Annotated in this window: 23 protein-coding genes; 7 read left to right on the top strand and 16 right to left on the bottom strand. The window is 65.5% G+C overall.

Translation table 11 applies throughout. From position 1 onward, the window contains the following. A partial coding sequence (locus G404_RS0113395) for an FAD-binding protein (RefSeq protein ID WP_028641542.1) occupies positions 1–409 on the top strand: 409 nt, incomplete at its 5' end. 29 nt (positions 410–438) lie between these two features. Here the strand turns inward: G404_RS0113395 and G404_RS0113400 are convergent. The 6 genes from G404_RS0113400 to G404_RS0113425 form a co-directional block, all read right to left on the bottom strand. Further along, complete coding sequence (locus tag G404_RS0113400; protein WP_028641543.1) at positions 439–1038, bottom strand: tetratricopeptide repeat protein; 600 nt, start codon at positions 1036–1038, stop codon at positions 439–441. Between the two features lie 85 nt (positions 1039–1123). Then, entirely contained in the window at positions 1124–2653 is a 1530-nt protein-coding gene (locus G404_RS19080) for a DHA2 family efflux MFS transporter permease subunit (RefSeq protein ID WP_051280681.1), read from the bottom strand. Further along, positions 2650–3138 carry an isoprenylcysteine carboxyl methyltransferase family protein gene (locus tag G404_RS0113410; RefSeq protein WP_028641544.1) on the bottom strand — a complete coding sequence of 163 codons (489 nt, stop codon included), beginning with the start codon at positions 3136–3138 and terminating at the stop codon, positions 2650–2652. The genes G404_RS19080 and G404_RS0113410 overlap by 4 nt, the downstream gene beginning before the upstream one ends. Next, on the bottom strand, positions 3135–4193 hold the full coding sequence (locus G404_RS0113415) for a type III polyketide synthase (RefSeq protein WP_028641545.1): 1059 nt from the start codon (positions 4191–4193) through the stop codon (positions 3135–3137). The genes G404_RS0113410 and G404_RS0113415 overlap by 4 nt, the downstream gene beginning before the upstream one ends. Continuing rightward, positions 4190–4468 (bottom strand): hypothetical protein, encoded by a 279-nt coding sequence (locus G404_RS19085; protein ID WP_051280683.1) that lies wholly within the window; start codon positions 4466–4468, stop codon positions 4190–4192. The genes G404_RS0113415 and G404_RS19085 overlap by 4 nt, the downstream gene beginning before the upstream one ends. A 302-nt stretch (positions 4469–4770) precedes the next feature. Continuing rightward, positions 4771–7029 carry a TonB-dependent receptor gene (locus G404_RS0113425; RefSeq protein ID WP_036521445.1) on the bottom strand — a complete coding sequence of 753 codons (2259 nt, stop codon included), beginning with the start codon at positions 7027–7029 and terminating at the stop codon, positions 4771–4773. Between the two features lie 176 nt (positions 7030–7205). On the opposite strand from G404_RS0113425, the gene G404_RS0113430 reads away from it, so the two are divergent. The 3 genes from G404_RS0113430 to G404_RS0113440 all read left to right on the top strand — a co-directional run bounded on the left by G404_RS0113430 (position 7206) and on the right by G404_RS0113440 (position 9867). Then, positions 7206–7391 carry a hypothetical protein gene (locus G404_RS0113430; RefSeq protein WP_156906302.1) on the top strand — a complete coding sequence of 62 codons (186 nt, stop codon included), beginning with the start codon at positions 7206–7208 and terminating at the stop codon, positions 7389–7391. A gap of 100 nt (positions 7392–7491) precedes the next feature. Then, positions 7492–8760, top strand: a complete 1269-nt coding sequence (locus G404_RS0113435; RefSeq protein WP_028641548.1) for an ATP-grasp domain-containing protein — start codon at positions 7492–7494, stop codon at positions 8758–8760. Positions 8761–8934: 174 nt separating this feature from the next. Next, positions 8935–9867 carry an isoaspartyl peptidase/L-asparaginase family protein gene (locus G404_RS0113440; protein ID WP_028641549.1) on the top strand — a complete coding sequence of 311 codons (933 nt, stop codon included), beginning with the start codon at positions 8935–8937 and terminating at the stop codon, positions 9865–9867. 2 nt (positions 9868–9869) lie between these two features. On the opposite strand, the gene G404_RS0113445 is transcribed toward G404_RS0113440, so the two are convergent. The 7 genes from G404_RS0113445 to G404_RS0113475 all read right to left on the bottom strand — a co-directional run bounded on the left by G404_RS0113445 (position 9870) and on the right by G404_RS0113475 (position 17286). Next, positions 9870–10868 carry an RDD family protein gene (locus G404_RS0113445; RefSeq protein WP_245584525.1) on the bottom strand — a complete coding sequence of 333 codons (999 nt, stop codon included), beginning with the start codon at positions 10866–10868 and terminating at the stop codon, positions 9870–9872. Beyond that, positions 10865–11947 carry a stage II sporulation protein M gene (locus G404_RS0113450; protein WP_028641551.1) on the bottom strand — a complete coding sequence of 361 codons (1083 nt, stop codon included), beginning with the start codon at positions 11945–11947 and terminating at the stop codon, positions 10865–10867. The genes G404_RS0113445 and G404_RS0113450 overlap by 4 nt, the downstream gene beginning before the upstream one ends. Next, positions 11944–13302 carry a DUF58 domain-containing protein gene (locus tag G404_RS0113455; protein ID WP_036521448.1) on the bottom strand — a complete coding sequence of 453 codons (1359 nt, stop codon included), beginning with the start codon at positions 13300–13302 and terminating at the stop codon, positions 11944–11946. Before G404_RS0113455 ends, G404_RS0113450 begins: the two co-directional genes overlap by 4 nt. Positions 13303–13304: 2 nt before the next feature. Continuing rightward, entirely contained in the window at positions 13305–14261 is a 957-nt protein-coding gene (locus G404_RS0113460; protein ID WP_028641553.1) for an AAA family ATPase, read from the bottom strand. After that, entirely contained in the window at positions 14258–15664 is a 1407-nt protein-coding gene (locus G404_RS0113465; protein WP_028641554.1) for a hypothetical protein, read from the bottom strand. Before G404_RS0113465 ends, G404_RS0113460 begins: the two co-directional genes overlap by 4 nt. After that, positions 15661–16326, bottom strand: a complete 666-nt coding sequence (locus G404_RS0113470) for a hypothetical protein (protein WP_245584526.1) — start codon at positions 16324–16326, stop codon at positions 15661–15663. Before G404_RS0113470 ends, G404_RS0113465 begins: the two co-directional genes overlap by 4 nt. A gap of 69 nt (positions 16327–16395) precedes the next feature. Beyond that, on the bottom strand, positions 16396–17286 hold the full coding sequence (locus G404_RS0113475; RefSeq protein WP_028641556.1) for a prephenate dehydratase: 891 nt from the start codon (positions 17284–17286) through the stop codon (positions 16396–16398). Between the two features lie 320 nt (positions 17287–17606). On the opposite strand from G404_RS0113475, the gene G404_RS21000 reads away from it, so the two are divergent. Next, positions 17607–18557 carry a c-type cytochrome gene (locus G404_RS21000; protein WP_084601330.1) on the top strand — a complete coding sequence of 317 codons (951 nt, stop codon included), beginning with the start codon at positions 17607–17609 and terminating at the stop codon, positions 18555–18557. Between the two features lie 169 nt (positions 18558–18726). Here the strand turns inward: G404_RS21000 and G404_RS0113490 are convergent, their stop codons facing one another. Further along, the gene (locus G404_RS0113490; RefSeq protein WP_028641557.1) at positions 18727–19014 is read right to left on the bottom strand and encodes an integration host factor subunit beta; all 288 of its coding nucleotides are present in this window, start codon (positions 19012–19014) and stop codon (positions 18727–18729) included. 320 nt (positions 19015–19334) lie between these two features. On the opposite strand from G404_RS0113490, the gene G404_RS0113500 reads away from it, so the two are divergent. Together G404_RS0113500 and G404_RS0113505 are read left to right on the top strand one after the other, a co-directional pair. Next, a complete protein-coding gene (locus G404_RS0113500) occupies positions 19335–21125 on the top strand; it encodes a peptide MFS transporter (protein WP_028641558.1) in 1791 nt (596 codons plus the stop codon). Between the two features lie 148 nt (positions 21126–21273). After that, a complete protein-coding gene (locus tag G404_RS0113505) occupies positions 21274–21966 on the top strand; it encodes an NnrU family protein (RefSeq protein WP_028641559.1) in 693 nt (230 codons plus the stop codon). Positions 21967–21968: 2 nt separating this feature from the next. Here the strand turns inward: G404_RS0113505 and G404_RS0113510 are convergent, their stop codons facing one another. Together G404_RS0113510 and G404_RS0113515 are read right to left on the bottom strand one after the other, a co-directional pair. Next, complete coding sequence (locus G404_RS0113510) at positions 21969–22982, bottom strand: zinc-dependent alcohol dehydrogenase family protein (protein WP_245584527.1); 1014 nt, start codon at positions 22980–22982, stop codon at positions 21969–21971. 82 nt (positions 22983–23064) lie between these two features. Next, positions 23065–23766: a superoxide dismutase gene (locus G404_RS0113515; RefSeq protein ID WP_028641561.1), complete on the bottom strand. Its 702-nt coding sequence runs from the start codon at positions 23764–23766 to the stop codon at positions 23065–23067. Positions 23767–23858: the final 92 nt, after the last annotated feature.

Genomic DNA, 23858 nt, shown 5'->3' on the forward strand with positions numbered 1-23858 from the left:
GTCGACGTATCTGGGCTCTGAAATCGCCAGGCTCGAGCGGCCCGAGCTGACCTCTGCGAAAATCATCGTGTCGGGTGGCCGGGCGCTGAAGGATGCCGGCACGTTTGCCGCAACGATCACGCCTTTGGCCGACAAGCTGGGCGCGGCGATCGGCGCCAGCCGTGCGGCGGTCGATGCGGGCTATGTGCCCAACGATTACCAGGTGGGCCAGACGGGCAAGATCGTTGCGCCCGAAATCTATGTCGCGGTCGGCATCTCGGGCGCGATCCAGCATCTGGCGGGGATGAAGGACAGCAAGACCATCATCGCGATCAACAAGGACGAAGATGCGCCGATCTTCCAGGTCGCCGACCTCGGCCTCGTCGCCGACCTGTTCACCGCGGTGCCCGAACTCACCGCCAAGCTGTAACCCCATCCTCCCCCCGCAAGGGGGGAGGATTACAGGCCAGGCGGGGTTGCCGCCGCCAGTCGATCTGCTGACAGCAGCGCATCGGCCAGGCCGATGCGGGCATCGGCATGGCGCGGCTGTCGCGCCAGCGTTTCACGATAGGCGGCAATGGCCGCCCCGGTTTGTCCGGCATCCTGCAGCGCACAGCCCAGATGGTACCACGCCTCGATCCGGCCCGGATCGAGCGCCAGTGTGGCACGACAGGCCGCAATCGCGCCCTCGGTTTCGCCTGCATCGCGCAAGGCCGTGGCCAGAGTGTTCCATGCCTTGGCCATCGTGGGATCGGCGTCGATGGCGCAGCGATAGCAGGCGATGGCCTGATCGAGTTCGCCCAACTGGCGATGCACATCGCCCAGATCGCAATGCGCCGCGGCGTGGCGCGGCGCGATCGACAGGGCGCGGTTGATCAGCACGATTGCATTGGCATGATCACCCGCCTGCGCGTGCACCAGCCCCAGCAGGTGCCACGCCCCGGCATGGCCGGGCGCGCGTTGCAGCGCATGGTGATAACAGCGTGCCGCAGCCGGCAGTTCGCCTGCGCGGTGATGGACCAGTCCCGCCGCCAGCATCTGGTCGGGCGTTGCGGTCATCGCAAGGCAAAGGATCCGAGCACGGCCACATCCGTGCCCCAGCCTTTGACCGCATGCAAGCACGTGGTGATCGCGACCACACGGCTTAAAGCCGGCCCCGGCGCCTGAACAACGGCCATGAACAGGCAGCGATGGGCGCGATGCACGCCAGCGCCAGCAGCAACCAGGTCAGATTGATCGACTGGCTGAGCGCCAGATGGGTGATCAGGGGTTCCAGCAGTGTGCGGGTGTCGGCATCGAGCGGCTGATCGTGCATCGCCAGAAAATCGTCGATCGGCAGGTGCAGCGCGGTTGCGATCGCCACATCGCCGTGGCGCAGCGCATTGGCGATCGCGGTGATCCGCCCCGGGGTCTGCCCATACAGCACGCTGTCGATCAACGCGATGCCCAGCGCGCCGCCCAGATTGCGCGCCAGATTGAACAATCCGCTGGCATTGGCCACGGCCGATTGCGCCAGATGGCCCAGCGCCAGCCGCGTCGTGCCCAGAATGCAGATCATCAGGGCCACCCCGCGCAGCACCTGTGGCCAGAACAACGTCGCAAACCCGCTGTCGGGTGTCAGCCAGGTGTCGGTCCAGCAGCCCAGGCCAAACAGTGCAAACCCCGCCACGCAGAACGGCAACGGCGGCACGCATCGTTCGGCCCAGACCGCGATGGGTGCCGTTGCAAGCTGCGCCGCGCCGGTCAGGATGACCGTCTCGCCGATGGCCAGCGCATCCAGTCCGCGCACCAGCCCCAGGAACACCACCATGAGATAGGTCGAACCATACAGCGTCGCGCCAAGCACCGCGTTGCACCCGGTGCCCAGCGCCACGCGCCAGTCGCGCAGTGCCACGGGATCGACCAGCGGTTTGGCAATGCGCATGCAGCGCGCGGCAAATCCGACCAGCAGGGCAAGACCGCCCAGGCCGGGCAGCACGGTTGCCATCCCGCCCCAGCCGGTCTGCGGCGCCTGTTTCAGCGCGACTTCGATCCCGATCATGGCCAGCGCCAGCATGACCAGGCCCCACCGGTCGAGTTCGCGCAGCAGGCCGGGCATCGCGTTTGCCTGTGGCACCAGCCACATCATGCCGATCGCGGCAATCACGCCGGGCGCCAGATTGATGAAGAACAGCGATGTCCATCCGGCATGCACTGTCAGCCATCCGCCCAGCCAGGGGCCAAGCGTTGGGGCCAGCATCGCGGCAATCCCGGCCAGCCCCGTTGCCAGCGGTTCGTCGCGCGGACCAAACAACAGGAACACCGCGCTGAACACGCACGGTATGATGACCCCGCCAAACAGCCCCTGAACGGTGCGCGCCACGATCAGCATGGCAAACCCGGTGCTGATGCCGCAGGCGAGCGAGGCCAGGGTAAAACCTGCCACGGCGAAAACCATGCACCAGCGCAAGCTGAGCGCGCGCACCAAGAGCCCCGACAGGGGTATAGAGATCACTTCGGCGGTCAGATAGCTGGTCTGGATCCAGCTCATCGCTTCGGCATCGATGTGCAGCGCCTGCTGGATAGTCGGCAGCGCGGTCAGCACGATCTGGACGTCGAGCACCGACATGAACAGCGCGACGCACATCAGCGCAAATCCCGCCCAGATGGCGGCAGATGCGCGTGCGCCCGTCATCGCAACGACGCCAGCGCCAGGTTTTCGGCGCGGATGCGGATGGTCAGCATCACCGCATTCGCGATGGAAAAGCCGATCGCCACCCACACCAGCCCGAAGGCAAGCGGCAGGCTGGCGACTTCGCCCACCACGATCGCATAGTTGGGATGGCGCATCAGCCGATAGGGCCCGGTCGTCACCAGTGTTTCGCCGGGCACGACGACGATCCGCGCGGTCCAGCGCGGACCCAGCGCCGCCATCACCCACACCCGCAGCGGCTGCAGCAGGACAAACAAGGCCAGCCACCCGCGCACCACTGTCCGCCCCGGAGCCAGCCAGAACAGGCAGCCCAGCCATGCGACGTGCATCGCAATGATCACCCGATAGTGCCCGGGCGATGCCTCGTGCGCGCCGGCGGCCAGCAGTCGCGCGGTGTTGAGGCGGGCAATTCGCATTTCCACCAGCCGCGCCAGGGTCACATAGCCAAGAACCAGCAGTGCAATCATGCCACCGGCGATAGCAGCGCAGCGCTCAGGGTGAAACCCGGCCCCAGTGCCAGCATCGCGCTGGGCCGGTCGACCGGCAGGGCATCATCGGCCAGCAATTGTTGCAGCACGAACAGCACGGTCGGCGCCGACATGTTGCCATGATCGGCCAGGATCGCGCGTTCGGCATCGAGCGTGCCCGGCGCCAGCGGCAGGCTGGCCTCAAGCGCTTCGATCACTTTGGCACCGCCCGGATGGCAGACAAACCGCCCGATGTCGTCGTGGGCTACGCCCATCTGCAGGCACAGGCCATCGAGCGCGGTGCGCAAGTGGCGCGACACCAGCGCCGGGATCGACTGGGCAAAGATCACGCCAAACCCGTGCGGCGCAACATCCCAGCCCATCACGTCCAGCGTTTCGGGCCACAGATGTTCGGCCGCAGCGGTCACGGCGACTTGCGCCGGGCCCGCGGTGCACAACACCGCGGCCGCGGCACCATCGCCAAACAGCGCGGTGGCAACGATATTGGCCTTGCTGATCTGGTCATCGCGGAACGACAGCGAACACAGTTCGGCCGCGACCAGCAGCACGCGGGCACCCGGTTGCGCGGCTGCCAGCCGCGCCGCCAGCGCCAGCCCGCTGACCCCGCCGGCACAGCCCAGGCCGAACACCGGCACGCGCGCGATATCGGGGCGAAACCCGATTTCGGCATGCGCCAGCGCCTCCAGACTGGGGGTGGCAATGCCGGTCGAAGACACGGTGACGACAATGTCGATATCGGGCGGAGCAAGCCCCGCGGCGTTCAGCGCGTCGCGCGCGGCATCGATGAACAGGCGCCGCGCCACCTGGCGATAGGCGGCGGTGCGCGTCGACCAGTCCTGTGGTTGCAGATACCATTCAACCGGCATCGCGATCTGGCGATGCGCGATCCCGGCATTGGCGAAGACCGGCGCCATCCGTTCGAACGCGGGCAACCGGTCGGCGAAATGTTCGCGCGCCCATTCGCGCGCCACATCCTGGGGCAGATCGTGGGCGGGCGTGGCGCGGCCAAGGCCCAACAAGCGGGCAGCGATCATTGTGCTGATGGATCCGGTTTGTGCCCCGACAGCGCCTGCGCGCGCGCCTTGACCATAAAGTCGTGGCAAGTGGGTGAGGTTTGTTCGATATGCATGATCAGGCAGGCACGCACGCGCGATCGGCTCCATGTCCGCATTTCGGGCGCACACAGCCGCTTGGCATCGCCGATACAGGCCTGCTTTGCGGGATCGGCCGCATGGGCGGGCACGCTGGCCAGCACGGCAGTAAGGGCCAGGATCAGCGATCCTTTCCCGGTTTTTGCGACAATCGTCATGAACGCTCCTTGATCGCATCGGGCGCGGGTGCGCAGCCGGGGTCTGGTGTGGCAGGGGTGGCGCTGTCGCAAGGGCCATAGACGCCCCCGTTTTCAGAATTGCGAATGGCCAACACCCCATCGAATCCACACATCAGGATTGCGCAATGGCCCCCACGCCGTGAACACAGTGTTTACCCGCAGCCCCGGCAAAGGCCAGCACATTGTTTCATGCCCAAGCGGGCACGCGCGCAAACACGCACGCAAACACCAGCCGGGCGGCCTTGATCGGCCGCCCCCGTGCGTGTCGGGAACGGCCCCGCTCAGTACTTGACCTGGATTGTGCCCTGGATCTGGCGACCGACCTGATAGACCGAGAACGTGCCGTCAAAATCGATCGGGGGGCGCTTGTTGGACAAGTTGAACCCGGCCAGCTTGAATTTCACCCGGCCAAGATCATACGATACCGAGGCATCGACCGTGGCGTAGGAGTTGAGGAACGTCGCCCCGTCGCTGGCCAGTTGCGGCCCGATGATCTTGTCCGACACGCTCGCCTGAAAATGATGATCGTCATAGATCAGGCCGAACGCGGCAGTCCGCTTGGGCGAATTGGTGTAATCGACCCCGTTGCCGATATCGCGTGCAATGTTGATCGACCCGTTGGCAAAGGCGGTAAAGCCATAGCCTAGATGGTATGCCCCTTGCGCTTCCCAGCCGTAATAGCGGCCCTGGCCGGTGTTGAGATAGCAGAAGCAGCCACTGTGCTTGCTGGCGACCAGCACATTGTTGGCATCGATATGATAGAAATCGCCGTCCAGCGTCAGATTGCCGGCGGTATAGACCGATCCGATCTGATAAGTCGTGGTGGTCTGCGGCGCGGTGGGGGAAACGGTGCCATTGGCCACCGCCGCAACGGTCTTGACCGGCGGCACCAGGAACCCGGTGGCCGCCTGGGCATAGAACGACCAGTTGGGTTGCACGCGGTAATTGGCGGTGATGAACCACATCGTCTTGCTGTAGGTGCGGCTGCCATTTTGCGTGACCAGCGTATTGCCGCCGGGATTGTTCCCGCTGGCCGGCACAGCGATATATTCCTGCGCGTTGTCGACGTTGCGGGTAAAATGCAGCTGCTTGATGCCCGGCGTGATGGTCAGATTGTGCAATGGCCGCCATTCAAAATCGGCGAACAGCTGGTACTGGTTCCAGCTGGAGGGTTCGTAATATTCCACATTCGAACCGGGGGCCGTGCCATAAGTCCCGCTGGTATCCGGCGTGTTGTTGGTAAAATCGTAATTGTAGATGTACCGCGTGGCATTCGAATGTTCATAAAGCCCGCCCGCGCGCAGCGTGCCGATACCCAGATCGGCGTTGACGCGCAGAATGTTGCCATAAGTGTCGTACTTGTTCTGCTTCAGATACCCGGCGATATCCGAGGTGAACGTGGTGCCACCGTCGGGCGAATAATAGCTGGTGCCCACATTGGGCCCCGACGTGGGCGGGTTGAGCAGATCCGCGGCGCTCTGTGCCGATACGGTCTGATTGTCGTAATAATAGTAATACAGGTGGTCCTCGACCGTGATCCCGTGCCCGGCATCCCATTTCAGGTTCAGATAGTTGAAGCTGGTATTCTTGGTGACGTAATTGTAGCCGACAAAATGTTCGTCGGTCGGATCGGTGTTCAGCGCAAAGTTGATGCCATAGGCGGCCTGCTGCTGCGGCGTGATGCCAAAGCCCAGGATCGTGCCCGACGTGTTGTCGGTCTGATTGTACCGGATGTGGTTGATCGAGCTGAACGCGGTCAGCGTGATGTCATTGCCGATCGGCACGACCAGCTTGGCCAGGAAATTGCGCCCGATCCCGCCCATGTTGTTCAATTGCCCGTCCGAAGACCGGAAATCCCCGCTCACCAGCAGCTTGGCCCCGCCCAGTTCCTTGATCGCGCCGGTTTGCAGCGTGGTGACAAAGGATTCGGTGTTGAACGTGCCGAAAGTCACTTTCTGGCTGACGCCGAAGCTGTCGGAGACCACGGGCGAAAACAGATGCAGCGCGCCGCCGAAATTGGCCTGGCCCATGTCGCCCGCAGCGCCAGGACCGCGATCGACCACCGCGGTGCCGATGGTCGAGCTGGGAAAGAACGCGGCAGGGTGGTGCGTGGTGTCATTGGCATCGCCAAAGGCAATGCCGTCATAGGTGATATTGAACTGCCCGTCCTGGAACCCGCGCATGGTCGCGCTGCCGACATCGCCGACACCGCCGCCATTGGCGCCAAAACTGTTCACCGACGGCGCGATCGAGACGATGGTGGTATAATCGCCGCTTTCGGGCGTGGATTGTTCGATGAACTTGTGCGTGATCAGCGATTCGGGCTGGGTTTCCAGGATCGAGGCCTTGGTCGGCGCATCGGTCGCTGCACGGTTGCGCTCTGCCGTCACGACAATCTGGCGCACATCGGTGCCTTCGGTCCCGGTGGAGGTGCTGACATCGGTTTTTGCCGCAGCGGGTGCCGCATCGGCGGCCAGCGCGGGCGTCGCCATGATGACGGCAAGGACCGAACAGCACGAAAGCGCAGTAAATCTGGTCATGGTCAAGCCTCCGGCACCAGGGTTCTTTGGGGTCGGCTAGCAATCACCTGTGACAGTCCTGCGGCCGTTGATCACAAATCGGCAATCTATGATCGGGCCCGCGCAGCTGAACTGCCGCGCTGTCGTGCCGTTCTTTGCGGCGGGGACCACTTCCGCGTTCCTGCAGGAGAATGATGATGGGTATGCGTGTAGAAGGCGCCAAAGCGGGCGCTGCCTCTGCGGCATGGCAGGCCAAGGCCGCCAGCGCCCCGGCTGCGGCATCGGGCAGCACCCCGGCCGCGGCCCCGAATGCCGGGTCCGGCCAGATCAAGGCCGACATGCAGTCAAAGGCTGTGGGCAGCAGTTTCAGCATCCACGCCTGACCGAGCGCGCGCTGGAATTCATGGTGAAAGGCCGGAAAATGTGTCGTCAAGCCCTGTTGGCCGAGGCGTTTTCCGGCCTGTACCGTGCGCACGGCCCGCTGTGAGCCATTTGCTGATCGTGGAGTTGCCCGGCGGCAATGATGGCGACATCCTGGCTGCCGCACTGATGCTGGGGCATCGCTATACTTTCGCCACGGCCGATCCGGGCCATTATCGCGCGCAACGGGATCTGGGGCCAATGCTGCATGCGGCGACGCGCATTCTGGCGCTGCCACCAGACGGCGCGTCGTGGGATGCGGTGCTGGGCCAGGTGCATCAAACCGATCCGTTCGACGCGGTGCTGTGTTTGCAGGATCTGCGGCTGGTCGAGGCCGCGCGCGTCGCGCGGGCGCTGGGTCTGGCCCAGGTTGCCCCCGCTGCCGCACGGTTGTGCCGCGACAAGGCCGCGGTGCGCGCGCGGTTGGCCGAGGCCGGGATTGCGCAGCACCCGTTCGTGCGGGTCGATCCCGGACCGGATGCCGGCGAACGCCTGATCGCGGCCATATCGCGCATCGGTTTGCCGGCCATCATCAAGCCGGTCGACGGCTTCGGGTCGCAGCATGTCTTTGCCTTGCGCAACGCCGCCGATCTGGCGATTGCGCACAGCCTGGCCGATCTGGTGGCGCAAGGGCCGGGTGATTACGGGCTGGGCAATGCCGCCGGTGGCGCGTTGCTGGTCGAACGCCTGATTGCGGGCCCCATCATGGCCTGCGATGTCCTGCGCGCGCGCGGGCGTCAGTCGCTGTTGGGGGTGACCGCCAAAATCATGATGCCGCCGCCGTCGTTTGCGATACGGGGCGGGACTTTCACCACCCATTGCGGCCAGTTCGCCGCGCTCGATGCATGGGTGGGGCGGGTGCTCGATGCCGTGGGTTTCGATTGCGGCGCGGCGCATGTCGAACTGGTGATGACCGGCGATGGCCCGCAACTGATCGAGGTGAACCCGCGTCTGGTCGGCGCGCGGATCGCCCGGCAGATCGATGCGGCGCTGGGCCGCCCGGTTCATGCCGACCTGATCGACCTGTACCTGACCGGTGCCCTGCCGCCCTTGGCCACGACACCGCGCCACGCTGCGGCGCGCTGGGCGCTGGCCGCCGAGCCGGGCGTGCTGGGGGCAATCGACTGGCCAGTATGCAACGATCCGGCGTTGATCGGCATCGTCCCCAATGCGCGGCCCGGGGATGGCGTGCGCCCTGCGCTCGACAATGCCGACCGGCTGGCCATGGTGATCACCGCAGGCACCGACCGCGCCGCGATCGAGGCGCTGGCGGAACGGATGGTCGACGGCGCGCGGGTCAGGATGCGTGTGCCAGTGTCATGCACCGGCTGAACCCACAGGCGCCATCATCGGCAAAGCCCAGAGGTTGCGCCTGCATCCCTGCCGGGAGCAGCGCGACCAGCGCGCGGATCGCCTAACCCGACAGGTCGTCCCCGACAGGTCGTCCCCGGCAATCGTCCAATCCGGCATGGCCCCTTTGCCGGAAACTTGGTATCGGCCCGCGCCATGACCGATACACCACCTTGTTGGGCAATCGCGATCCACGGCGGTGCCGGATCGATGACCCGCGACACCCTGGATGCCGCCGCGATCGCCGCGCATCGGGCGGGGCTGGCCGCTGCGCTCGATGCCGGGCGCGCGGTGCTGGCGGATGGTGGCAGCGCCATCGATGCCGTAACCGTGGCCGTGTCCGCGCTGGAGGATGATCCGCATTTCAATGCCGGGCGCGGCGCGGTGTTCACCTATCACGGCACCAACGAGCTTGATGCGGCGGTCATGGATGGCCAAACCCGCCGCGCGGGGGCTGTTGCCGGGGTAACGCGCACGCGCAACCCGGTGCAATTGGCGCGCACGGTGATGGAGGCAGGCCCGCACGTATTCCTGTCGGGCGCGGGGGCCGAGGACTTTGCGCGCGATCACGGCATTGCCCCGGTCGATCCCGCCTGGTTTGCCACGCCCGAACGCCTGCGCCAGCTCGAAGAGCTGAAAGCGCATCCCCAAGCCTGGTTCGATGCCGATATGAAATACGGCACGGTCGGTGCGGTGGCGCGCGATGCGGCCGGCCATGTCGCGGCGGCCACCTCGACAGGCGGCCTGACCGGCAAGCGCTGGGGCCGGATCGGCGATTCGCCGCTGATCGGTGCGGGCACGTATGCCGACGACCGCGCCGGCGCGGTCAGTTGCACCGGATCGGGCGAACAGTTCATCCGCGCAGGCGCCGCGCACGAGATCTGTGCACGGATGCGCCTGACCGGCGATAGCGCGGATCGGGCGGCGCGCGCGGTGCTGGGCGAAATTGGCGCAATGGGCGGGGTTGGCGGGGTGATCGTGGTAACGCCCACGGGCGAAACGTCGATGGCGTTCACCACGCCCGGCATGTTCCGCGCCCGTGCCGACAGCACAGGCGCGCACGAGGTGGCGATTTTCGGCGACGGGTAGATTTACCCGGTGTGCTTGTCGGCCTTGCGCCGGCCAAAGCGCATGCCCGTTTCCAGCCGGGCGCGCAGCTGCGTGTAATAGGCCTGCAGGAACGCGCGTTCGTCACCGGCGCCGCTCGACCAGCCGATCTTGCGGCAGATCGCCTGCGCCACTTCGGCCAGCGCATCGTCGCGGTTGTCGCGCAGCACGCGTTCCAGCACCTGCAATTCAAATTCGCCATAGATCGCCAGCTCTTCGTCGCTGAAGCGGTATTGCGCACCGGTCAGCATGCTGACCCCTTGCGCGCCACTGCCAACCGACATCGCCTGGCCCAGCTTGCGGCGTGGTGCTTCGACCACCCAGGTGCCGGCGATCACATCGCCGCAGCGCAGGCTGTCATGGTTGAACAGCGGGAAACCTGCAAAGATGCAGAACCAGATCACCGCAGCCCATGCCGCCATCGTGGTGTCGGCACCGGTGCCCAACGCGCCGCCGATGAACACCAGCGGCAGGAACAGCTCGATATCGCGCAGCAGGTTGCGCGCAATCACCGCCTCGGCGGTCAGGCGCCCGGCGGTGCCATCGCTGCCGGGGCGGGCCGCGATGCGGATGCCGGTCAGCCGTTTGCCCGGGGTGGCCCCGCGCGATCCCAGTTCGAACCACAAGAACCAGGCGGTGCGGGCCAGAAACACCGCGATGATCCAGATGACCAGCAGGAATTCCAGCAGGTCCTCGCCAGGGGTGCCATCCTTGAACTTGTCTATGCCGATCGAGCGGGCAAACAGCACGATCAGCAGTGTCGTGATGATGATGGTTGCCACGATCATGCCCAGATCGATCATCAGCGCCGCCGCGCGTGTGCCGCGCGACGCCAGCGTGATCGGCAGGCGCAGGCCCTCGGCGGTCAGGATCGTGCGTTTGCGCCGCTCGGTCGGGCTGATCGCGCGGCGCTGGCGCCGCCGCTGGCGCCAGCGTCCGATCATGCCGGTGCCGCGATCGGCGGATGCGGTTGATGCGTTCATCGCTGAACCGTGCCTTGCCTGCGAAAGACAAAGAAATAGATCAGCCACCACGCCAGCATCCCGCCGCCCAGCATCAGGCGCGGGCCAGTGGCATCGATCAGTTGCCGGCAAAACCCTTCCAGAATGCCCGCCACGATCAGCATCAGCACGACCCCCGTCATCACCGTGGCGGTGCGTCGTCCGGCCTGCGCTGCGGCATCGAGCACTGCGCGCTGCCCGGGAAAAGCCATGGCCCGGCCGATATGGATGCCCGACGCGCCTGCCAGCATGATCGCAAACAGCTCGGTCGTGCCATGCACCGACAGCCATCCGACCAGTTCCAGCGTCAGGCCCTGCCCATGATACAGCCACAGCAGCGCACCCAGCAGCGCGGTGTTGTGGATCAGCAGCAGGATCGCCGGGATGCCAAAGGCAAAGCCCAGCGCGTAACACAGGATCGACACTTGCGCGTTGTTGCTGAACAGCGATGCCGCAAACACCGCCAGCCCGGTTTCGTGCGTCCGTCCAAACAGCGATTTGTACAAGGCGTCATGGCTGGCGCCCGGCACGCGCACATCGCCGGGCTGCGCCGGCATCAGCGCATAATACCAGTCGGGATTGCCCGCCACCAGCAGCCAGCCGACCACCGTGCCCGCCACCATCAGCGCAAAGGCAATTGCGATGTCGAACCCGATTGAACGCACCGCAGCACTCCAGCCCCCGCCGAAAAACCGCGCCGCCCAGCCGCGAAACCCGACTTCGGGGCCATAGACGACAAACCAGGCGCGCTGTGCCAGCCCTTCGAGATAGGCGAGTGTTGCGGCATCGAGCGTGGTCTCGCGCGCCACCGCCAGGCTGGACACGAGCATGCGGTACAGCACCGGCAAGGCCACCAGATCGTCATCCGCGATCGCGCCGATGCGCCCGGATTCCATGCGCGAAACGATCGCCTCCAGTCGGCGCCAGTCGGCTTCTCGCTCAAGCCGGAACCGGTCCGACCGCAGCGTTGCATCCTCGGCGGCGGCAATCGCCGCGCCCTGCCGCCGGGAAAACCACCCGGTCACCGTGCTGCCGAATCGTGCGGGTGCGCTGCTGCTCATCCGATGCTGCCCTCGCGCTTGATCGCCAGATAGGTTTCGAGCAGGCGCGTGCCGATCGCGGACCACGGCGTTTCGATCACCCGCACGCCGGCCTGGCGCAACCGGGTCAGCACCAGGGCGCGCTGGCGGATCAGGCCCTGTGCCACGACCGCGCGCGCGACATCGCCGGGCGTGGTGACGGCGCCTCCGGCCAGATCGTGCAGATCTTCATCGCGCATCACCACAAACAGCACGCGGTGGCGTCGCACCAGGCCCGCGCACATCTCGATCATCATTTCGGCCGCTGTCGGATCGGTGAAATCGGCAAACAGCACGATCAGCGAACGGCGCTGCAGCCGCGTGGCCAATGTGGCCATGGCCAGCGTGAAATTGGCGTCTTCGTGCCGGTAATCCAGCTCGGCCGCGGCCTGTTGCAGGCGGTGAAACTGGCTGGGCGCGGTGATGAACGGGCTCATCACCAGCGGCCTTGCGGCAAAGCCGAACAGCGATACCCGGTCCTCGGCTTTCAGCGCGACCCAGGCGGTGGTCAGTGCGGCGGTCACCGCGCGATCGATCCGCGCCAGGCCGGCGATCGGTTCGCACATCGCCTGTCCGCAATCGAACGCCAGCACGATCTGGTTGTTGCGTTCGATCTCGTATTCGCGCGCCAGCAATCGGGCATGGCGCGCAGAGCTTTTCCATTCGATCCGCCGACGGTCCATGTCCGGCTGATATTCGGTCAGCGCCTCGAATTCGCTGCCGTCGCCGCGGATGCGCCGCGCCACCAGGCCAAAGCTGGCCTCGCGCAGGAAGATCTGCAGCGCCTTGCCCCGCGCGGGTGCCAGATTGGGCCAAACCCGCACATCGGCCGCGATGCTTTGCGTGATCTGGCGATGCGCCAGACCGAGCGGCCCCTGCCACCGCAGCCAGCCGCGGGCGATCGTGCCCGTCCCCCGCCGTCCGGGCGCAGGCGCGCCGGTGCCCGTCCAGTGTCCGGCCAACGCATCGGGCGCAAGTGCGATGTCGAGCCGCCCGCCCGGGCACAGCCGCGGATCGGTGGACAGCGCCACCATCGGCCGGGTCCAGCGCGCGGCACGCGCCAGGTGCGCCTCGATCCGGATGGGCAGCGGTTCGCCCACTTCGCCATCTTCGGGCGCGATCACGCGCAGCACCACCATCCCGCCGGCCAGCACGCCATCGGCGATAACCAGCAGCAACAGCGTCATCCCCGCCGCCGGGCCCACGGTCCACATGCGCGGCGCGACCGCGGCCACCACCAGCGATGCCAGCGCCAGCATCACCAGCAGCTGGATCGCCCGCGCGCTGGGCGCAAAAGCGGCCAGCCGCCAGCGGGGCAGGATCGCGCCGGCGGCCATGGTCAGCGCGGCGCCTCGGTGCGGGTAACCAGATCGGCCACGATCGCTTCGACCGCGCGGCCTTCGATTTCGGCAGCGGGTGACAACAACAGGCGATGGCGCAGCACCGCGGTGGCCAGCGCCTTGACATCGTCGGGCACGACATAGTCGCGGCCATCAAGCGCGGCGCGGGCGCGTGCCGCACCGGCCAGCAGCACGGCGGCGCGCGGGCTTGCGCCCGAAACCAGATCGCCGCTTTCGCGCGTGGCGCGGACCAGGCGCACGACATAATCGACCACGCTGTCGGCCATCGTTACCGCGCCGGTGGCGGCAATTGCCTGCGCCAGCTGGTCTTTGCCGATCACCGCGCCGATGCCCAGCTCGGCCGGGCGCGGGGTGCCCTGGCCCGTGGCATAGCGGCGCACGATCTGCGCCTCCTGGTCGGCATCGGGATAATCGACCAGCACTTTGAACAGAAACCGGTCAAGCTGCGCCTCGGGCAAAGGATAGACGCCCTGGCTTTCGATGGGGTTTTGCGTGGCAATCACGGTGAACCGGTCCGACAGCGCATGGCCTACGCCATCCAGCGTGACACGCCGTTCCTGCATCGCCTCGAGCAGGGCGGCCTGCGTCTTTGGCGGGGTGCGGTTGATTTCATCGGCCAGCAACAGCTCGCAAAAAATCGCGCCGCGCGTCAGCGTGAACTGGCTGGTCTGGAAATTGAACAGATTCGAACCCAGAATATCGCCCGGCAGCAGGTCGGGCGTAAACTGGATGCGCCCGTAATCCAGCCCCAGCGTTGCCGCAAAGCTTTGCGCCAGCAGCGTCTTGGCGGTGCCCGGCGGGCCTTCGAGCAGGACATGCCCGCCCGAAAACAGCGCGATCAGCAGATGATCGACCACCGTGTCCTGTCCGACGATGGCCTTGGCCACCTCGCCCCGGATCGTGCTGGCCAGCGCGCGCAAATCGTCTGGAGTCATGGTTCCCCTTTTCGGCCGTCGTGGCCCAGTGCCTGTTCGATGGAATGGAGTTCGGCGGCAAGCGTGGCGATCGCGGGCGCCTTGCGCGCCGCGGCCAGGCGCGCGGCCACTTCGCCAAACGGCGTGGTGCCGGGGGCCACCGCATGCTGGATGCGCGCGATCGCACTATCGGTTTCGGCGGTCGGACGCCGCCGCGGCAGGCCCAGCGCCACGATCAGCCGTTCGCGCGCGGCATCGACATACGGCGCGGCAATCAGATGATGGCGCCGTGCGCGCAGCAACAGCGCGGCGCCGCCGGCCACCAGCACCGCCTTGCCCGCGGGCAGCGACGGATCGCCCACCCGCGCCGGACCAAACCGGTTGAACCCGCGCCAGATCGCCACCGCCATGGCCAGGATCAGGCAGATGGTTGCGGCCAGAAACGGGGGTTCGAACGCCAGCGTCAACAGATTGCGCGATGCGCCAAGCCCCGCCAGCGACAGATCGAACACCACCCGCTGCACCCCGTGCCCGGCGCTGGCGGTGATCAGCCGCTGCGCCATCAGCGCGGTTGCCTTGTCGGCCAGCCCGCGGTTGTTCAGCAGATCGGGTTCGAACACCATCACCAGCGGCTTGCGATAGGCGGTGGTGTCGTCATTGGTGGACGGGTCGCCGGTGGGGCGGGCCGGATCGACCCCGGCCATCCGTTCGAGTTCGGGATAGGACCCGCCATCGGCGAAATAGCCGGCCAGGATGCGCCCGTCGCCGCTGCGCACCAGCGGCACCAGCGGTGCGCCGGCATCGTCTGACCCGCCGCCCGACAGCACCACGCGGTCATCGGGCAGCGGACCCGATGCGCCGTCAGCGCTGTGCCAGCCATGTGCCGGGGGCGAGGTCTTTGTGCCCAGCGCAACCCCGATCTTGTCGAGAAACCCTTTCCACTGGGGCAGATCGGCGCCGACAATCGTGGTCCAGCCCGATGGCGCGGCGGGCGCGCCGAACACCCCGGCCCAGGCCTTGCCCGAGGAACCGCGGGGCTGCCGGGGATCCTTGTCGAGCGGTATCGTTTCCCACTTGGGGGTGACGATGATTGTCGGGCCCAGGCCATTGCGACGGGCCTGCACCGCGGATGCCAGATCCTTGATCTCGGCATAAGGCAGCGGTGTCAGCACGACCAGCTCATCGCCGCCGGTGTGTTTCGGTACCCGGTTGAAACCGACCTGGTGCCCATCTGCGGTCAGCAGTGCTGCCAGCGCGGCATAGCCTGCAATGCCCTTGCCCTGGCCGTGGGCGCCACCGTTGTTGGCCGGCGCCTCGCCCGTGCCGATCCAGAACAACAGGGCCAGAAACGACACAAAGCCGATCGCGATAATCGCCAAGGTGCCGCGCGCGCCGAACGCGGCGGGGTTGTCAGCGCCCTTCATGCCAGCCCCCTGCCGGGGACGGCAAAATCGGCATAGGCGGCGCGCGCGCGGCTCCAGTCGGGCTGGCCAAGCGGATGCAGGGCATAGCGGCTGCGTTCCACTTCGACCGTGATCACGCCAAAGGCCATGCGTGCGGCCGCCGGCAGCGCGCCCAGACGCGCAATCTCGCGCGCGGTGCTGGCAGGGGTCAGCCAGTCTGGCCGGGTCAGCGCGATATCGTCGAAACTGCGACGCAGCAGCAGGTGGACCGCTTCATCAAACCGTCCCTCTGCCGCCAGCCGGTCGGCATCGGACAGCAGCGCGGTGGCCATCGCTGCGTCGGGTCGCCAGATGCCGGCCTCGGCGGTCTGCGCGGCGCGCCCGGTGCGCTTGAACCCGCGCAGCGAACCCCAGATCATCCACACAACCAGCAACACCAGCAGGACGGCCCCGCCGATTTCGACAGCCCGGAAATGTTCGGCCAGCCAGTTGCCGAACGGCGCCATGTGGCGCGACAGCCACTCGACCGTTGCGGTCAGCCAGCGCGGATTTTCGGCAATTTTGCGCGGGGGCGGGGTCAGCGGGGTGAACTGGATATCGCCCATTGCCCGCACTTTGTTCCAGGCGGCTTCGCCCGCGCCGGATGCATGAAGGGGGGCAGGGGGTGCGGCGCTATCGGTCACAAAGGGCATGCTGGCACGCCATTGCGTCAGCAGCAAGCGCCCACATTGCCGTTTTGGCGCCTAATCGCTTCAACCGCGTTCGCGTTCCAGTGGATAGGTCCCCAAAATACGCAGGTTGTTTGCGAAAAACGCCAGTTCTTCCAATGACAGATCAAGCGGCCGTTCGCCCGGTTTGCCCACCACATCGCAAAAGAATGTGGTTGCCGAAAAGCTGGCACCTTGCTGATAGCTTTCCAGCTTGGTCATGTTGATGCCGTTTGTGGCAAAGCCGCCCAGCGCCTTGTACAGTGCAGCGGGTATGTTGCGCACTTCGAAAATGAACGTGGTGATCGCCTCGCCGGGGATGGTTGCCACATCAAGCGGTTTGCGCGCCAGCCGCACGAACCGGGTGGTATTGTCGTGCGTGTCTTCGACATTTTCCTCCACCACGTCGAGCCCGTAGAGTTCTGCCGCGATCATCGGCGCCAGCGCAGCGACGGCCGGATCGCCCAGTTCGGCAACAAACGCCGCCGCGCCCGCCGTATCGGCATGGCTCAACGGGGTAATCCCGCGCGTCCGCAGATAATGCCGCGACTGGCCCAACGCCTGGGGGTGGCTGTATGCAGCGGTGAACGGGCCGCTGCCCAGCCCCATCAGGCAGTGGTGGATATCGAGAAAGTGTTCGCCCACGATCGACAGCCCGGATTCGGGCAGCAGGAAATGGATGTCGGCAACGCGGCCGTGCTGCGAATTTTCGATCGGGATGATCGCACACCCCGCCCGGCCCTCGCGCACCGCATCAAGCGCATCTTCGAAGCTGAAACAGGGCAGCGGCAGACCGTCCGGGACGGCCTCGATCGCCGCGCGATGCGAATTGGCACCGGGCGCGCCCTGAAACGCGACCGCACGGTCGGGCTCGGCTGCGGCAGCGACGGTCATCTGCTCGACAAGCGCGAGCGCGGGGGCGGGAAAACTGGCCATGGACCGACGCGATTAGGCCGGGGCAGCAGGTTCGACAAGCCCGTTGCGCCGGTGGCCTGCGTGAAAACGCCGCGCATCGTCGGGCATGATCGGCGCGTTCGTCTGCGGGCTGCCGCCGATCATCGCAAGGATCGGGCATTCGATGCCGCGGGCGCCGTGCGCTTACCGCATTGAAACCCTTTGCAGAGGGCCCGTCCGATCCGTGTGCAATCGCACTTGCGCGGCTGCGGGGGGATCACTAGAGCGAACCGCAAATTCGAGGTGATCATCCTTCGAAAAATGCCGGTTCGGCACGCTTATTTTAGGATTCGGGGAAAGGCATGGACGACCGTTTTAACACTATCGCCGGTTGGGTCTTGTTTGGCGGTATCCTGGCGCTGGGGCTGAACAGCCTGTCGGGCCATTATTTCCTGGCTGACAAGCACGAACGTCCGGCAACCATGGGCTATGCCATTGCCGGCGCCGATGATGCGGCGGGCGGTGCGGCCGTCGCGGTCGAACCGATTGCCAACCGCCTGGCCAAGGCGGATGCCGCCAAGGGCGAGGCGATCTTTGCCAAGTGCAAGGCGTGCCACACCGTCGACCAGGGCGGCGCCAACGGCATTGGCCCCAATCTGTGGGCTGTGATCGGCGATGCCATCGGCCAGGGCCGTGCCGGCTTTGCCTTTTCCGATTCGCTGAAAGGCAAATCGGGCAAGTGGGATTTCGCGACGCTCGACACCTGGCTGACCAACCCCAAGGCCTTTGCCGAAGGCACCAAGATGTCGTTTGCCGGGCTGACCAGCCCGGAAGATCGCGCCAACGTGATCCTGTACCTGAACTCGAAGGGTTCGAACCTGCCGCTGCCGGCGCCGGTTGCCGCAGCCGCTGCACCCGCAGCCGGTGCGCCCACGACGGCGGTTGCCGCGATCGTCGGCGATGCGGCGGCGGGCGAAAAGGTCTTTGCCAAGTGCAAGTCCTGCCACACGATCGACCAGGGCGGCGCCAACGGCATCGGTCCCAATCTCTACGCCATTGCCGGCGATGCCATTGCCGAAGGTCGGGGCGGATATGCCTTCTCCGATGCGCTGAAGGCGCACAAGGGCAACTGGGACGAGGCAACGCTGAACCAGTGGCTGTCGGGTCCTGCCAAGTTTGCCGCCGGCACCAAGATGAGCTTTGCCGGTCTCGACGATGCCAAGCAGCGCGCCGACGTGATCGCCTATCTCAATTCCAAGGGCGGCAAGCTGACTCTTGGGGCGGCTCCTGCCCCGGCGGCTGCAGCCAAGTAAGCGCCTGCGGACAACGCCATGAAAAAGGGGGCGCCTGGCGCCCCCTTTTTTTGTTGTGACGGGCCGTGCCCGCATGGCGCCTGATGGCGCACACGAAAAAACCCTCGGCACGTGTCGCTGACCGTGCCGAGGGTCCTGATCGGTACCCGATAGGCCGTGAAAGGTCGGCCTATTCCTCGTCGGCGTTCAGGCGCACGCGCATTTCCTTGCCCGGCTTGAAATAGGGCACGCGCTTGCCCGGCACATCGACATTTTCGCCGGTGCGCGGGTTGCGCCCTTTGCGCGGATCGCGCGTGCGGGTCGAAAATGCGCCAAAACCGCGCAGCTCGACGCGACCGCCATCGGCCAGCCGCTTGCCGATTTCGTCAAAGAACACTTCGACCACGCGTTCGATTTCTTCGCCGCGCATGTCCGGGCTTTCCTTGGCCAGCGCCTGCAGCAATTCGGATCGTATCATCCGTCTGTCCCTCCACCGGATGCCATTGGCATCCCCCGTCTTTTCAGGAAAACCCTGTCCCCGGCACGGCGCCCCAATTCGCCCTGCCCTTGCGACAATGCCAGAGCGCCGCGCGCAAGACAATTGTGTCAAAGCCAAAAAGCGCCCGTTTTTGGGCGCGATTTGAACCGATTGGCCCGTTCTGCGACATTTTCCGGGGTGATTTCGGCATATCCGGGCGGTTTGTCACAGACATTGCGCAATTTGCCCTTTGCCCGCAATCGCACCACCGTTAGGAGTCGCGCAACGAACCGGCCACGACCGGACAGGAGAGCAAAGCCTTGAACACCCCGAATTCCGCGCCCGGTTTGCCCGCAACGAACCCCGAGCGCGACTGGTTTGGTCAACCGCGCCAACTGGCCCGCCTGTTCACCACCGAAATGGGTGAACGCTTTGGTTTTTACGGCATGCGGGCGCTGCTGACGCTGTATCTGACGAAGCATTTCCTGTTCAGTGACCACACGACCAACGGGATTTATGGCGGGTTTACCGCGATGGTCTATCTGACCCCGCTGGCCGGCGGGCTGATCGCAGACCGCTATCTGGGCTCCAAGCGGTCGGTCAAATTCGGCGCTCTGGTCATGGCGCTGGGCTATTTCCTGCTGTGCTTCGGGGGCGATGCAGCCAGGCCCTGGGCGATGATCGATGGCGTGCGCCATGATGTGGTACAGGAAAACGTGGCCGACCGGCCAACCTCGTCCGAGCACGAAAAGCGCTATGTCGTGATAGACCGGCAGAAACTGGCGATCCATGGCGAAGCGGATGGTACGGTTTCGCTGGTGGCACCCGATGGCCACGTTGCGCAGCATGTTGCGGCCGATCAATTCCAGTCGGGCGGTGACCGGTCATCGTGGATCACGCTGGTGGTCCTGCTGGCGATATCGCTGATTGCGGTGGGCAACGGGTTTTTCAAACCCAACATTTCGACCATGGTCGGCGAATTGTACAAGCCGGGCGATACGCGCAAGGACGCTGGATTTACGATTTTTTACATGGGCATCAATCTGGGCGCCTGGTTTTCGCAGATGTTGTGCCCGATCCTGGCCGATGTGGTCGGATGGTGGGCCGGGTTCCTGCTGGCAGCGATCGGCATGGTGGCGTCATGGGCGCTGATCCAGTTTGATGGCGGGCGGTTGACCCATTTCGGCAATCCGCCACCGGGACGGACCAGCGACCGGATCGTGCCGATCATCGTCGGCGCGATGGTTGCCGTGCCCCTGGTGATGCTGCTGTTCCAGAATTTGATGAGCGCGCCTTCCGCAGCGTCGGGCACCGGGGTCATCGGCTATGTCCTGGCGCTGCCGCTGATGGGCAAGCTGCTGTTCGGCACGTTCCTGATCTCGGTGCCCGGCATTCTGATCTATGCGGGGTTCACCGGCAATCGCGCCGAATTGCAGATGATGGTCGCCGCGATGATCCTGATCACCTTCAATGTCGTGTTCTGGACTCTGTTCGAACAGGCGGGCAGTTCGCTGACGCTGTTTGCCGATCGCAACACCGATCTGCATATCATCGGCAATTTCAGCATTTCGGCGGCGCAGACCCAGGTGTTCAATTCGTTGTTCATCATCCTGTTGGCGCCGTTTGTATCGATGCTGTGGATCGCGCTGGGCCGTCGCGGGCTGGAACCGTCAACGCCTGTCAAGTTCGGCCTGGCGCTGGCGGGCGTGGGCGCGGGGTTCCTGTTTCTGGTGTGGGGCACGCACTTTGCCGATGGGGCGTTCAAGGTGTCGGTGTGGTGGCTGGCCGGGCTGTATCTGATTCACACGATTGCCGAACTGTGCATTTCGCCGGTCGGGCTCAGCATGATTACCAAGCTGTCGCTGGCGCGCATTGTCGGGCTGATGATGGGGGTGTGGTTCCTGTCGATCGCGGTGGCGCAATATGTCGCCGGCGCCATCGCGCAAGTTGCCAGCGTCGATACGGTGGGCGGCGAAGTGACCAATCCCAAGCTCAGCCTCGACACGTATGTGCATGTGTTCACCACGATCGGCTGGGTGGCGGTGGGCATCGGTGCGTTGCTGTTGCTGCTGTCGTGGCCGATCAAACGGTTGATGCATGGGGTAAACTGAGCATCCGCGCGCGTCACTGGCCCGTAATAGGTCATATTACGGACACAATTGGTTTGGACCTCGCAGGGGGACGCGGTTAAACCCGATAAACTCAATTTAACGTTCCGGTCTTGTGGGGGGCCGTGAGCCGGGCGGGTGATAACAGGAAATGCCGGTTGAACTTGTTGCGCTGCTGATTGTTGTGGTTGTCTTCGTGGCCAGCCATTTCCTGCTTTCCCACCCGTTGCGCGCGCCGCTTGTGCGCCTGTTCGGTCGATCCGGGTTTGTGGTGGTCTATTCGACGATCGCGCTTGTCCTGCTGATCCTGATTGCCGTGGCTTATCACGCGGCCCCGCATGGCCCGGCGCTTTGGTCCGCAGACAACCTGGCGCTCCAGTTGGTATTCGATGGGATCAGCTATTTTGCCGTGGTGCTGTTGCTCGGTTCGTTGATCGACAATCCTGCGCTGGTCGGTGCCGATATGGTGGCGCTGTCGACCCGGCCGCCCTCGGGCGCATTTCTGATCACACGGCATCCGATGATGTTTGCGATCGCGCTCTTGTCCGGTGCAGAGATCCTGTTGATACCCTCGGCGCGCAACGCGATCAGCTGTACCGGCCTGATCGTGCTGGCACTGGTCGGCGCGCGCCTGCAGGACAGCAAGAAGCTGGCCCAATCGCGCCGCGAATGGGGGATGTGGGTCAGTCGCACCCGGTTCTGGCCCAATCTGCGGCGGTTTGGCGCGCTTGGCCCGATCTGGGCCTATGCCATGCCGGTGTGGGTGCTGTTGACCTGGATTCAGGTGCGCACCACCTTTGCGCTCAGCGGGGTGTGGTATGTCTTTCCCGGGCTGAACTACTGACGTTACAGCGTGATCACCACTTTGCCGAACAGATCGGGCGAGGATTGATAGGCCCATGCGGCGTGCGCCTGCTCGATCGCAAAGCGTTGGTCGATCACCGGTTTGATCGCGTGCGCATCGACATGCGCATTCAGCCCCTGCGCCATCGCCTTTGATCCGACGAAAATCCCGCGGATCGACGCGCCCTTGAACATCAGGCCATGCGGGTTGGTGTTGCCTTCGCGAGTCAGCACGCCGATCAGTGCGATTTCCCCGGCAAAGCCCACCGCCGCGATCGATTGCGCCAAAGTGCCCGCACCGCCGACTTCGACGACGTGATCGATCCCGCCGGTCAACTGCGAGGCTTGCGCGCCCCAATCGGGGGTGGCGCGGTAATTGATCACATGATCGGCACCCAGCGCCCTGACCCGTTCCAGCTTGGCATCGCTTGACGATGTTGCGACCACGACTGCGCCTGCGGCCTTGGCGATCTGCAACGCCAGCAGCGACACGCCGCCGGTGCCCAGCACCAGCACGCTTTCGCCGGCCTGCAACGGGCGGGGCCCGGCCATCAGCGCGTTCCATGCGGTGACCCCGGCGCAGGGCAGGCAGGCGGCCTGCTCAAAGCTCAGGCTGTCGGCGATACGCACCACGCCGTGCGCAGGCAGCGCAACCAGATCCTGCAGCATTCCCGGCGCGCCGGCCGCGCCCAGCGCCGGGCCAACCCCGGGCGAGGGCGGGCCATCGATCCAGTTCTGGAAAAACAGCCCGGCCACCCGGTCGCCGATGGCAAAACCCGAAACCCCTTCGCCCAGCGCAACGATTTCGCCTGCACCGTCGGACAGGGGCACCGTATCGCTGGCCACCGGGCCACCCATATACAACCCCAGCGGAATGGCCTGATCGCGATAGTTGATCGAACAGGCGCGCACCCGCACCAGCACTTCACCGGGCGCAGGTGCGGGATCGGGCGCATCGCGCAGCTGCAAACCGTCGAGCGAAGTCGACCCCTGGGCAATCATCCACTGGCGCATCATGTCTCTCCCAGCCTCTTCGGGCAAATATCGTACGCAACACCTACGATAATTGCCCGGAGAGACCTAGTGGAGAAATGACGCGTCAGGTCATGAAACGTTGCGACGCTCCGGCCCAGTCGAGCAGCGGCACAACCGCACCGACATAGTCGCCACGGCGATTCTGTTCGTCGAGGTAATAGGCATGTTCCCACACATCGATCACCAGCAGCGGTGTGTGGCCGCTGGTCACCGGGGTGCCGGCGTTCGATGTGGTGACCACGGTCAGCTTGCCCGCCTTGGCCGCCAGCCAGGCCCAGCCGCTGCCGAACTGGCTGGTTGCGGCCTTGGCCAGTTCGGCCTCGAGCGCGGTCTTGCTGCCGAAATCGCGGGCAATCGCGGCCAACAACACATCCGACGGCGCGCTGCCACCCGGCGTCAGGCTTTGCCAATACAGATTGTGGTTCAGCGCCTGCGCCGCGTTGTTGAAAATCGCGCGCGCATCGACTTTGTCGGCCGTGGCCAGGACCACCTCTTCCAGCGTGGCCGTGGCCAGCGGCGATCCGGCCACCAGCTTGGCCAGATTGGTGAAATAGCCCTTGTGGTGCTTGTTGTAGTGGAAATCGACGGTACGTGCAGAGATCGCAGGCGCCAGCGCGTCGGGCGCATAGGGCAGCGGCGGCTGCGTCTGCGGCGATCGGCCGATCGTGGCGGTGGCGGCGCGTGCGGGCGCGGCGCCGGCGGCGAGTGCCACACCGCCGACAGCGACGGCCGCGCGCAGGATATCGCGGCGATTGGTGGTTTCCATGGTTGGGTAACTCCGGTCTGATGGCGCTGACAGGGATCATACCCACGGCACCTGACGTGCGCATCATGCCATGTCGGGCACACGCCGCATAG

The sequence above is a fragment of the Novosphingobium acidiphilum DSM 19966 genome (genome assembly GCF_000429005.1).
Classification (GTDB): Bacteria; Pseudomonadota; Alphaproteobacteria; order Sphingomonadales; family Sphingomonadaceae; genus Novosphingobium; species Novosphingobium acidiphilum.

What these genes read in the sequence shown, in the direction of transcription:
- G404_RS0113400 (WP_028641543.1), bottom strand. Translation starts at nt 1,038, where the DNA reads ATGACCGCAACGCCCGACCAGATGCTGGCGGCGGGACTGGTCCATCAC.
- G404_RS19080 (WP_051280681.1), bottom strand. Translation starts at nt 2,653, where the DNA reads ATGACGGGCGCACGCGCATCTGCCGCCATCTGGGCGGGATTTGCGCTG.
- G404_RS0113410 (WP_028641544.1), bottom strand. Translation starts at nt 3,138, where the DNA reads ATGATTGCACTGCTGGTTCTTGGCTATGTGACCCTGGCGCGGCTGGTG.
- G404_RS0113415 (WP_028641545.1), bottom strand. Translation starts at nt 4,193, where the DNA reads ATGATCGCTGCCCGCTTGTTGGGCCTTGGCCGCGCCACGCCCGCCCAC.
- G404_RS19085 (WP_051280683.1), bottom strand. Translation starts at nt 4,468, where the DNA reads ATGACGATTGTCGCAAAAACCGGGAAAGGATCGCTGATCCTGGCCCTT.
- G404_RS0113425 (WP_036521445.1), bottom strand. Translation starts at nt 7,029, where the DNA reads ATGACCAGATTTACTGCGCTTTCGTGCTGTTCGGTCCTTGCCGTCATC.
- G404_RS0113430 (WP_156906302.1), top strand. Translation starts at nt 7,206, where the DNA reads ATGGGTATGCGTGTAGAAGGCGCCAAAGCGGGCGCTGCCTCTGCGGCA.
- G404_RS0113440 (WP_028641549.1), top strand. Translation starts at nt 8,935, where the DNA reads ATGACCGATACACCACCTTGTTGGGCAATCGCGATCCACGGCGGTGCC.
- G404_RS0113445 (WP_245584525.1), bottom strand. Translation starts at nt 10,868, where the DNA reads ATGAACGCATCAACCGCATCCGCCGATCGCGGCACCGGCATGATCGGA.
- G404_RS0113450 (WP_028641551.1), bottom strand. Translation starts at nt 11,947, where the DNA reads ATGAGCAGCAGCGCACCCGCACGATTCGGCAGCACGGTGACCGGGTGG.
- G404_RS0113455 (WP_036521448.1), bottom strand. Translation starts at nt 13,302, where the DNA reads ATGGCCGCCGGCGCGATCCTGCCCCGCTGGCGGCTGGCCGCTTTTGCG.
- G404_RS0113460 (WP_028641553.1), bottom strand. Translation starts at nt 14,261, where the DNA reads ATGACTCCAGACGATTTGCGCGCGCTGGCCAGCACGATCCGGGGCGAG.
- G404_RS0113465 (WP_028641554.1), bottom strand. Translation starts at nt 15,664, where the DNA reads ATGAAGGGCGCTGACAACCCCGCCGCGTTCGGCGCGCGCGGCACCTTG.
- G404_RS0113475 (WP_028641556.1), bottom strand. Translation starts at nt 17,286, where the DNA reads ATGGCCAGTTTTCCCGCCCCCGCGCTCGCGCTTGTCGAGCAGATGACC.
- G404_RS21000 (WP_084601330.1), top strand. Translation starts at nt 17,607, where the DNA reads ATGGACGACCGTTTTAACACTATCGCCGGTTGGGTCTTGTTTGGCGGT.
- G404_RS0113490 (WP_028641557.1), bottom strand. Translation starts at nt 19,014, where the DNA reads ATGATACGATCCGAATTGCTGCAGGCGCTGGCCAAGGAAAGCCCGGAC.
- G404_RS0113505 (WP_028641559.1), top strand. Translation starts at nt 21,274, where the DNA reads ATGCCGGTTGAACTTGTTGCGCTGCTGATTGTTGTGGTTGTCTTCGTG.
- G404_RS0113510 (WP_245584527.1), bottom strand. Translation starts at nt 22,982, where the DNA reads ATGATGCGCCAGTGGATGATTGCCCAGGGGTCGACTTCGCTCGACGGT.
- G404_RS0113515 (WP_028641561.1), bottom strand. Translation starts at nt 23,766, where the DNA reads ATGGAAACCACCAATCGCCGCGATATCCTGCGCGCGGCCGTCGCTGTC.